Genomic DNA, 10,760 nt, shown 5'->3' on the forward strand with positions numbered 1-10,760 from the left:
TTTTTGAGAAGGGCCTCCTGTTTGGTGAGCTTTCTGGAAGTGATGAATCATTTAACCAGTCAATTATTAATTATTCATTTCACCCGCAATTTCTGGTTCACTGTAATGGTGTACTGGCTGTCAAGACCGTTCCAATCTTTAATTTGCTGAACCGTACTGCCATAAGCAATGCTTAAGGCATATACGGTATCACCACTTACGACAGTGTGGTATACAGCTGTACTTTTCTTTGTAAGATTGAAGCATTTAACTAAACCGTTTACATGTCCGCGAGCCAGTGATTCGATAAAGGATGCGGTTTTCAATTTGGATGCATCATTGACGTTATCGATAAATCCATTTTCAGTCAGGAGTGCAGGCATGTCCGTTTCACGGAGCACATGTAAATCTCCTGTTTTTTTTCCTCTGTCCTGGATGTTGATAAGCTTCATGACCTCTGAATGAATATGATCTTGGTACGTTTTCGTTATCTTGTTAGCTGACGTATAAATGTAATCTTCGTACCCAGTCCCTCCGCCTGCATTAATGTGGATGGAGAGATAAAAATCAGCACCCCATGCGTTCGCTGCATTTGTACGATCGTTTAAGGAAGGGTACGTATCTTGGGTCCTGCTCATTTTTACAGAAACGTTATTATATTCTATTAATAAGATGTCTTTGATTCTAGTTGCAATGGATAAAGTTAAATCCTTTTCTCTCAATCCATTCCCCACCGAGCCTGGATCCGTACCGCCATGGCCGGGATCAATAAAGACCTTTACCATTTCTATCACCTCTATTAATCTTATGTTACGTATTAACAAATGCTTGTACACATAACTATCGGATTAAAGAAATTTCAAAAAAATAATGTTCTTCTTTTTGGTTGCCGTTCCCCCCAAAAAACATCGCTAAAGGTGTTTATGGCCTATTATATATTATGACATTCGCCCAATGGACGAAACTTTTCCGGAAAATATTCCTTCCATTTTTTCACTTTGTCATCAGGAATTATTGGCGTATAGGCGATCTATAAACAAAGTGGCCGAAGGAGATAGAGTACTGGATTCTAATAAAACGCTTCCGCTACTTCATTTGGGTAAAACCAGGCGTATAAATTAGCATATAATCCGCTTAGAGAATGTCCAACCAATAAGTATGGAGGTTCATGTTAATTAAACCTATATTGGTTTGCCATTCCACTACTATTATATTGTAACGCCCCTTTTGGTGTTTCCACTTTATATTTTTCTATTTTCAATGTCTGCACACCTCGCTTTACATGTGAATCATGCTTCTGTCTTCTTAAAAGGAGAGGTCTATGATGAATGAATATGGTAAGTTTGAACAATTGGTTCAAAAGTTTGATCAAGGAAACAAACTAATTCGCGCATGGGAATTAAAAGGTGGTATTTCTGCACAGGTGACAGGAATTGAAATATTACAATCTTCAGGGCGGACCATAAAAATGATCGTTCGTCAGCATGGTGAAAATGACTTGAAACGAAATCCAAATATTGCAGCAGATGAATATAAGCTTTTAGGGATATTGAAAGCTGCCGGTTTGCCTGTACCGATGCCATATTACTTCGAGCAATCCTGCGAGATTTTTTCCAAGCCATGCATACTTATCGAGTTTATTGAGGGTAAGTCAGAATTCACCCCCTCAAATCTTAATGATCATATCTTAAAATTGGCAATCAATCTAGCAAAAATCCATCGTGTTGATTGTGCAAATCTATCTCTATCATTTCTGCCTAAACTAGAAAATACATATGTCGAGATATTAAATAATAAAGACAGGGTAAACCTCGACGAAGAATTAAATCTGAGCTTGATTAAAGCATTATTAAAATCTTCCATTCCGTTGCGTTCCATTAATAAAGAAGTGATCCTTCATGGTGATTATTGGCCAGGAAATATATTATGGAAAGAGGATAAACTAGTTTCCATAATTGATTGGGAAGACTCAGGCTTAGGGGATCCTTTGGCTGACCTTGCCAATAGTCAACTTGAAATTTCATATCATTATGGTATTCAAGCGATGAATGACTTCACCAATCAATATAAATCCATGATGCCGGAGGTGAATTTTACAAACTTACCCTACTGGCAATTATTTGCCGCATTACGGTTATCTACATTTCCTGAATGGGGTTTGGAAAAAAGCAAGGAAAATATCTGGCGGAAAAGGCACAAGTCATTTGTTCGTCAAGCGATTAACCGAATTCGTTTAAATTAATGTTTATGTGTGAAAGAACGGATACGCCAAAGAATTTTTGATAAAGGCTTTTATACCAGTCCCTTTATCAATTATTTTCATAAACTAACAATGACTTTCAAACAAAATCCAGGAGGTGTTTACATGTATAATAATCCATGGGGGCATCCAAAAGGCGGTCAATGTCCACCACAATATTGCCCACCTCACAGAATGCCCACTCAGTATAATCCACCTCAAATCTCCCCAACAAAGCAATCTGTTAAAACTAATGTCATTAACACTGTGATTCCGGTTTTTCACCCGACCCATACAACTACTGTGAATAAACACTTCAACACCTATATACCGCATACCCGAAGTATCGTGAAAGAGTGTTATTCCCAAAGCTTTGTTTGTGGAGTTCCTCAGCCCCCTAGTTTTTCGAGAAGAATGTTAAGATATTAATTTAAAAAACCCCGATTCGGGGTTTTTATTAATTCCTTCAACCTTTGAAAATTGACATTCAAAGGATTTACAACCGTCTAAATGCAAACTCCCTATATTTTTTAAGTGCTTCTTATAAAACTCTTTTGCAGCTATGTTTTCAACCCAATAATCCAGTTCAATTAAATTTATATCGTTCCTTTTAGCAAATTCGTAGGCCTCATTCATTTTGGATGACTTGTTCTTCCCATTTTTTAGAATAATCACTTATTGTTTTCCAAAGCCTAGCATGAATTTGCTGTATATCTCCCCTCTTTATATTTTTCAAATGTTATAAAATGTACTTTCTGTAAAGACCAATTGGTTTACTTCTTGGAGCGTTACTTACTGGACATAGGAGAATAAATCCTACTGAAAAACGAATAATGAGTATTCAGCTATTGTCGGATCACATTTAAACTATATATTCTATCGAGTTATATTTTAAAATATACAAGTTCTTTACAGAGGTTCTTCCACTACTAGGGTAAATCGTTTCTAATATTCCTATGGAATTATTGGGCGATGATCATAAGATTCGTCAAACCCTCGTTAAACGAGTAGGACATTCCATTAAATTTACGAAAACCGGGAAAATTAACGTGGCAGCCGCTTTGATTCCCATGAAAATAACCGTGATTTCGTTCATCCATCCTTTACTGTGAAGGATACAGGAATTGGTATCCCGACTGACAAAATCAACGGGTTGTACCATTCTTTCAATCATATGCATCCCAAAGGGTATGAAAAAACGAACAGGGGATTAGGACTTTCCATTTGCAGACGATTGACGGAATTTATGGACGGACGTATTTGGCTAAATGAGTCCAGCGACAATAGTGCTACTTTTACCTTCGAAATCAAGTTGCCGGTAATTCAACACACGGGATATTAAAATAACCAGCTCGATCCATTTTAGGGGGAGTTGGGTATTCCCCGGAATGTCATCCATTGAGCTTCATTACTATTTCACTTGATTTAATAGTAACTGATTGATTTGACATCAGATAATATTTTAATGATTTCACTTAAATATTTTGCCGATAATACGACTGTTTTGGGGTAAATTCTCTTCATGAAATTTATTATAAACAAAGAATGTTTCAATAAGGCCATTTCAGATGTCAGCCATGCCTTTTCCATAAAAACAATTATACCCATCTCACCAGGAATTAAGATAGTGGCTAATGACGATTGCTTAACCATTATTGGTAGTGAATCCGATATTCATTGAAAAAACCATTCCCTATGGGTCCTTTAGATGATAAGATTCTTTGGGGAAGTGATTGAAAATATCAACCAATATTTAGGAGGAGTCCATCTTGAATCCTTATGCATTTTTGGCCATAGCCATCCTAAGTGAAGTGTTTGGCAGTTCGATGTTAAAAGTATCAAACGGATTTAAAAAATTATTCCCTTCCATTGGTGTGGTAATAGGAATGGGTTTGGCTTTTTATTGCCTTTCGTTATCTCTGATAACCATTCCGCTTGGAACGGCTTATGCCATTTGGTCGGGAATAGGCACAGCTTTAACTGCTTTAGTGGGGGTTATCGCTTATAAAGAAAGCTTTAACCTGAAAAAATTTTTAGGTTTAATCCTGATCATCGGAGGAGTGGTTGTTCTGAAACTCTCAAGTGGCAGCTCTCATTAACATTCTAGTAATCGGAGGTAACATTATGAAAGGATACATAGCTTTAGGAGTATCAATCGTAAGCGAATTATTTGGTACGACCATGCTTAAATTATCTGAAGGATTCACTCATTTATTCCCTTCATTTGGGGTTATAATAGGATTTGGAATAGCATTTTATAGCTTATCTTTATGTCTAAAAACAATTCCGTTAAGCTTAGCATATGCCATTTGGTCGGGAATAGGTACAGCTTTAACAGCATTGATTGGAGTACTATTATGGAATGAGCCATTTAGTATCACTACATTGGGTGGCTTAGTATTAATCATTGGGGGGGTTATTTTACTAAATGCTTCCCATAATCCCAAACGAGCAGAAGGATCGTCAAACTAATGATTTGACAATCCTCCTGCCCCTGCTCTTAAAAACATTGTCAATTAAAAACACACGCTACCTCGAACTACATTAGAAAAGGCCGACACGGCGACCTTTTCTTTTAAATAATACTTTCAAGAATCCAATCTACCATTGAATAAAAATCCACAGTCTATTTCTACTTAATTGGTTTTACATTTCTATATTTGTCTGACATGATCTACTTTTAACCTTCACCTAGTCCTTCGTGCAAAGTCCGTGAACTTGAATTTATCGGGTCTATGCCTGGATTCGCTATATTGAAACAAGCTTCCATCGATTAAATGGACCGTACTTTTCACAACAGCCACCATATCGAAGTCTTCAATGTCCAATAGTTGCTTATCTTCTTCACTGCATGGCTCCACGGTAATTTCCTTATTGGAAAAACCAATCTGGAGGCCGAGTTCCTTTTCAATATATCCATAAATCGAATCCTCACAAATTTCCTTTGTCAAATTAGTTACGAACTCGCTTTTGAAATAGTCTTTGTCCAGTATGATTTTCTTCCCATTGATTTGCCTTACCCTGAATACTTTCCAAACTTCACCATCATCAGGTAAGTCAAGAAGCTTGGCCATTTTTGGATCGGGGGTCCCAAGCTCCAAGCTATGGATGATCGTTTTGGAATGCAAATTCAACTTTTCCACCATTTCTTTATAGGAAATCAACCCTGCTACAGGAAAATTAAATTTGCTGAAATCCAAGACAAAGGAACCCTTACCTTTGATTTTATGGATATATCCATTTTGTTCAAGTAACTGTAAGGACTTTCTCACAGTATCCCTGGATATGTCATACTCTTCCATAAATCTGCTTTCGGAAGGAAGCTTTGAATTTGTCGGAAAGTTTCCTTCTTCAATTTTTGAAACGATATCACTATATAGCGATAGGTATTTGCTGTTCATTTCATCACCACAATATTTTTTTCTTAGTCTGCTACTCGTCCTTTTTCAACAAATAGACAACCGATTCATAGGGACGGAGGATAAGAGCACCTGCAAGTTCTTTCGAATCGATATAGTTTGAGAGAAGGATCTCTGAATTGTAACCGGATAGGTCTATATCCTTTGGAATTTCAAAGGATGCTTCTTTAGCATAAAAGTTATTGATGACCAAAAGTTTCTCGTCTTCATAACTGCGTACATAGGCGAACAATTGGTCATGGTCGCCAAGAATTTCCTGATAGTCCCCATATGCAATGATATCATGTTTCTTGCGTAAGAATATAAGTTTTTGGTAATGATGAAAAATGGAATCCTGATTCTTCAGTTCCTGCTCAGCGTTGATGATCTTAGCATTATCAGGTACTGAAATCCATGGCGTCCCTTTTGTGAATCCTGCATGCTCCGCATTTTCCCACTGCATGGGAGTTCGCGAATTATCACGGGATTTAGCCTGAAGGATTTCAATAATTCCCTTTTCATCCTTGCCTGACTCTTTTAAAATATGGTAATAATTTATCGATTCCACATCCCGATATTGTCCTATATCATTGAATTCCGGGTTGGTCATCCCTATTTCCTCCCCTTGATAAATATAAGGGGTTCCCCTAAGCATATGAATGGCTGTTGCCAGCATCTTGGCAGATTCCTTTCGATACTCTTGATCATTCCCAAACCTCGATACGATCCTCGGCTGGTCATGGTTGCACCAGAACAGGGCATTCCACCCATTTCCTTCTTGCATCCCATATTGCCAACTGCTTAGGATCTCCTTTAACTGGCTGAAGTCAAAATCTGCAAGTGACCACTTTTCCCCATCCTTATAATCCACCTTTAGATGATGGAAACTGAATACCATGGACAGCTCCTTTTCAATTGGAGATGAATATTTGATGCAATGGTCAATGGTCGTCGATGACATTTCCCCTACAGTCACCACCTCTTCATCCTTCCCAAAAGTTTCTTCATTCATCTCTTTAAGGAATTGATGAATTTTAGGACCATCCGTATAAAAGCATCGTCCATCTCCATCTATGTCATTTTCATAGTAGTCAGGTTTCGAAATAAGATTGATGACATCCAAACGGAATCCTTTGACACCCTTATCCATCCAGAAGTTTACTACATTGAAGATTTCCTTCCTTACTCTGGGATTTTCCCAGTTAAGGTCAGCTTGTGTCCGATCGAACAAGTGAAGGTAATATTCATCATGTTCCTCTACATATTCCCATGCAGGGCCTCCGAATTTGGAAATCCAATTCGTAGGGGGCTCTACATCTTTCGATTTCCTGAAAATATAATAGTCCTTATATTCTTTCTCTCCAGCCAATGCTCTTTGAAACCATTCATGCTCTGTGGATGTATGGTTGAATACCATATCCAGCATGATTTGGATATCCCGTGAATTAGCTTCCTTCACCAATCTTTCGAATTCATCCATCGTCCCAAAAGCTGGATCAATGGATGTATAATCAGCTACATCATATCCATTATCATTCTGAGGTGAACGATAAAATGGGGTCAGCCAAATATAATCCACTCCCAGGTTATTCAGATAATCAAGTTTTTCCATAACACCATTAATGTCCCCGATGCCGTCGCCATTGGAGTCCTTAAAAGACTTCGGATAAATTTGATAGATGGTACTTTTTTTAAAATCCTTCATTGTAAATCCTCCTCTGCTTTCCCTGATGTACCTTTTTGTCTCTATGATAAAAAAGAGGGAGAATGCTCCCCCTCCGCATTATTACGCATTTAATTTCGTTGTTTTCGTTCTTGTTTTCAAGTTCATTTGAGGACGCTTGGAGAAAGCTATAGTCAAAATGAATGGCACAACGAAAGCAACCAGCATCGCGAGTGCGAACATTCCCATATGCTTTGGCTGGATGGAAAGGATACCTGGGATTCCCCCAACACCGATTGAGTTTGCCATTACTCCAGATCCTACTGAAATGATGCCTGCGAAAAGTGAACCGATCATACCGGCCAAAAACGGAAATCCGTATTTCAGGTTAATTCCGAACATGGCTGGCTCTGTTACACCTAGATAACATGAAATCGTGGCGGGGATGGAAACTTGTCTTTCCTCCTTATCCTTTCTGTTGATGTAAATCATCGCAAGCACGGCCGTTCCTTGAGCAATATTGGATAAAGCGATCATTGGCCATAGGTTCGTTCCGCCTATTTCACTCATAAGCTGAAGGTCGATTGCGTTTGTCATATGATGCAGCCCTGTGATGACAAGTGGTGCATAGGCAAATCCGAAGACAGCAGCGAATAGCCAGCCAACTGATGAATTCAGTCCGGAATATACAACCGTTGAAATGACCGAACCGATTTTCCAGCCTAATGGTCCCAAAATGGTATGGGCAATGATTACAGTTGGAAGTAAAGCAAAAAATGGGACGACGATCATGGAAATGGAGTTATGCACTTTATCTCTCAAGTACCGTTCTAAATAGGCCAAAACGAAGCCCGCTAATATGGCTGGGATGACTTGAGCCTGATAACCGATCATATCGACTTGTGCAAATCCGAAATCCCAAAAAGGGATGTCACTTTCCTTCGTGCCTGCAACTGCGTATGCATTCAGAAGCTGTGGAGAAACCAGGGTCAAACCAAGAACGATGCCGAGAATTTGAGTCGTGCCCATTTTCTTCGAGATGGACCATGTAATCCCAACAGGGAGAAAATGGAATATAGCTTCACCTATCAGCCAAAGGAAGGCGTGGACCCCTGCCCAAAATTGTGAAATATCAACAAGCGTCTTCGTACTGTCTTCGAACATTTTAATATCGCCGATGATATTTCGGAATCCAAGAATGAGCCCGCCAACGACTATAGCAGGAATCAGTGGGGTGAAAATATCCGCAAGATGGGAAATCACACGCTGCAGCCAGCTCATGTTCTGTTTAGCTGCTTCTTTCACATCTTCTTTTGACGCCTCCTGTAAACCGGCCATGGAGACGAATTCATTATAAAACGATGATACTTCATTCCCGATTATGACCTGAAACTGGCCAGCTTGTGTAAAGGTTCCTTTTACTAGCTTAATCGATTCAATATTCGTTACGTCTGCCTTAGCGGGGTCTTTCAACGCAAAGCGCATTCTTGTCGCACAATGCGTAACCGTCGCAATATTTTCCTTCCCTCCGACATATTGGAGCAAATCCCTTGCTGGTTCTGTGTATTTACCCATTTCAATACTTCCCTTCCCTAGAAAGCAAAATATAGTTGATTTTATAACCTGTACGTATAGGTTCTGTATACGCTTTCATATTATCCTGTACGTACAGGTATTGTCAATAACTTTTTTCCAGCCATCTACATTCACTTCACGTAAGAAATGTTATCCGGTTAATGGCGTAAGTCTATTAAGTAAATGAAATCTTTACCCCTCCCCGAAGTAAAAGAATGTCCCCTGCCTGTTGGTGAAGTGGAAAAACCCTCCTATCTTATATTACTTCTGACTTATTAACTTTCATTGAAGAAAATAAGCTGAGCCCAGCGATCCTCGAATAAGGATTGCGTGCTGTTGTTTATCGATGAAAGTATAAGCTATTTATCTAAAATGAAGAAAAATGAAGAAGTCCTTTACAGATAAATGTAAAGGACTTAATTAATAACCGGGCTAATCGGTGGATTTTTTTTCACTATTTTCGCTTTAATCCCTTAACACAAAGTGACATCTGCAGTATAGTTTGGCTCCATATGGTACCAGTTTTGTAGTGGCGTTCGGACTATGGAACACACCCGTTATCACGGCCAGATAGAACTCCTTTTGCCTAAATATAGAAGGAATAATACCCTTTCTTTAACAAACACTGTTCTATTCATTCGATATTATCCATAAACAATTAAGTTTCAGCGCTTAGTTTCACATGCGTTCCTGCAACTTCCACTCCATTTACAAGAAGGGAGATTCGATGGATTCCCGTGTAATGACGACGAGTGGTCAAATCCTTCCAATCGTGGATTCTCACTCTCTCGACTCGTTCTCCATCCGTGAAATTCCTATCTGCCAAAAGGAATATTTTGCGCGATGTCTTCTGATTGGCTTTCACAAAATCGATGGCATACTCAATTCGAAGTTTCGCCGTATTCTTTGCGTGCACTTGAAACCCGAAATGAAGTTCACTGGTTTCCCCAATAAAAATCGCGTCTGGTTCATTTCTAATAAATGCGTTTGTAATGATATTAGGATTATTCAATACATCCGAGTAACCAAATAAAGAAAGGACCTCAGGATCTGCTTGACGAACAAGGGTCCGGCATCCCCGGCGGACAATCCATATCGTTTGGGGGTTTCCACTTTCATGCCAACGCTTGGCAGTCTCTATGACGGCATCCGGATGATCTCTCGCAATATCATTCAAGTTATTTGCCACACTTTTGCGTACATAGAGGGACGGATCGCTTTTTAGGTTCTCAAGTAATTCCAAGACAGGTGTCGGGTCCTCTTTGAACATCGGTAAAGCTTGCCCCCAAGGTAACCTGGGTCTGCACCCCTCACTAGCCAGTCTTCGGACATGTTCATCCTCATGCTTGGTCCATTCCTTCATCTTCTCGATCATTAAAACGGGATCAATCAAGATAAAAGCCCGGATGGCAAACTCGGAGGATGACCTTGAAGTAAACCGCTCCAACGCTTCAAGCGATAACGGCCAATCTTTCTTACTCAATCCATGTACCTCAACAAAATCCGGGAAAAATAGATATCTAAAACCTTCACAATCCTTATCAAGTCGATATAAAATACCCAAAGCCTCTTGATAATCACTAGGAAGATGCTTTCCAAGAATAATGGAAATATGTCTAATTCGTTCCTTTAACTTCCTCTCGTCCCAATGCTCATCGATCACTTCCTCTACAAACGATTCAGTAGAGAAGGACGGATGGGCCCCCCTTACTTTTTCACCAAATTCACGAATGAACGTTTCATTATATAAATCCTTTAAGGGCTCAGCCATTTATTTCACTTCTTTTCTTCATATTGGACATGCAAATGTATCTAAACCATATCATGTTCCCATATCATATAACAAGGAGATAACGCAATAACCTGAACACATCGCACCCTTGAGAATCATTTCAAAAATAGCCCT

At 39.1% G+C, this 10,760-nt stretch carries 11 protein-coding genes and 1 pseudogene; 6 read left to right on the plus strand and 6 right to left on the minus strand.

The window, feature by feature from the left end:
- Positions 1-74: 74 nt before the first annotated feature.
- Entirely contained in the window at positions 75-764 is a 690-nt protein-coding gene (locus IOC57_RS24720; RefSeq protein WP_207441193.1) for an N-acetylmuramoyl-L-alanine amidase, read from the minus strand.
- A gap of 539 nt (positions 765-1,303) precedes the next feature.
- Between IOC57_RS24720 and IOC57_RS24725 the strand changes: the two genes are divergently transcribed.
- Positions 1,304-2,221, plus strand: a complete 918-nt coding sequence (locus IOC57_RS24725) for an aminoglycoside phosphotransferase family protein (protein WP_207441195.1) — start codon at positions 1,304-1,306, stop codon at positions 2,219-2,221.
- Positions 2,222-2,413: 192 nt separating this feature from the next.
- A complete protein-coding gene (locus tag IOC57_RS24730) occupies positions 2,414-2,647 on the plus strand; it encodes a CotD family spore coat protein (RefSeq protein ID WP_286185178.1) in 234 nt (77 codons plus the stop codon).
- Here IOC57_RS24730 and IOC57_RS24735 read toward each other — a convergent pair.
- Positions 2,636-2,893, minus strand: coding sequence for a hypothetical protein (locus tag IOC57_RS24735; protein ID WP_207441199.1), 258 nt, complete (start codon positions 2,891-2,893; stop codon positions 2,636-2,638). The genes IOC57_RS24730 and IOC57_RS24735 overlap by 12 nt on opposite strands.
- 430 nt (positions 2,894-3,323) lie before the next feature.
- On the opposite strand from IOC57_RS24735, the pseudogene IOC57_RS26670 reads away from it, so the two are divergent.
- From IOC57_RS26670 to IOC57_RS24755, 4 genes and pseudogenes are all read left to right on the plus strand, one after another.
- Positions 3,324-3,560: pseudogene (locus IOC57_RS26670) on the plus strand (ATP-binding protein); the annotation flags it as partial.
- A 180-nt stretch (positions 3,561-3,740) separates the two neighbouring features.
- Positions 3,741-3,899 (plus strand): beta clamp domain-containing protein, encoded by a 159-nt coding sequence (locus tag IOC57_RS24745; protein ID WP_207441202.1) that lies wholly within the window; start codon positions 3,741-3,743, stop codon positions 3,897-3,899.
- Between the two features lie 88 nt (positions 3,900-3,987).
- A complete protein-coding gene (locus IOC57_RS24750; protein ID WP_286185177.1) occupies positions 3,988-4,317 on the plus strand; it encodes a DMT family transporter in 330 nt (109 codons plus the stop codon).
- Positions 4,318-4,342: 25 nt separating this feature from the next.
- Positions 4,343-4,690: a DMT family transporter gene (locus IOC57_RS24755; RefSeq protein ID WP_207441203.1), complete on the plus strand. Its 348-nt coding sequence runs from the start codon at positions 4,343-4,345 to the stop codon at positions 4,688-4,690.
- Positions 4,691-4,905: 215 nt separating this feature from the next.
- Here IOC57_RS24755 and treR read toward each other — a convergent pair whose 3' ends face one another.
- From treR to IOC57_RS24775, 4 genes are all read right to left on the minus strand, one after another.
- Entirely contained in the window at positions 4,906-5,619 is a 714-nt protein-coding gene (gene treR / locus IOC57_RS24760) for a trehalose operon repressor (protein ID WP_207441205.1), read from the minus strand.
- 31 nt (positions 5,620-5,650) lie between these two features.
- The gene (gene treC, locus IOC57_RS24765; RefSeq protein WP_207441206.1) at positions 5,651-7,321 is read right to left on the minus strand and encodes an alpha,alpha-phosphotrehalase; all 1,671 of its coding nucleotides are present in this window, start codon (positions 7,319-7,321) and stop codon (positions 5,651-5,653) included.
- Between the two features lie 81 nt (positions 7,322-7,402).
- A complete protein-coding gene (treP, locus tag IOC57_RS24770; protein WP_207441212.1) occupies positions 7,403-8,854 on the minus strand; it encodes a PTS system trehalose-specific EIIBC component in 1,452 nt (483 codons plus the stop codon).
- A 658-nt stretch (positions 8,855-9,512) separates the two neighbouring features.
- Positions 9,513-10,625, minus strand: a complete 1,113-nt coding sequence (locus tag IOC57_RS24775) for a DNA alkylation repair protein (RefSeq protein WP_207441214.1) — start codon at positions 10,623-10,625, stop codon at positions 9,513-9,515.
- Positions 10,626-10,760: the final 135 nt, after the last annotated feature.

This window comes from Bacillus sp. SD075 (genome assembly GCF_017355165.1).
Lineage (GTDB): Bacteria > Bacillota > Bacilli > Bacillales > DSM-1321 > Peribacillus.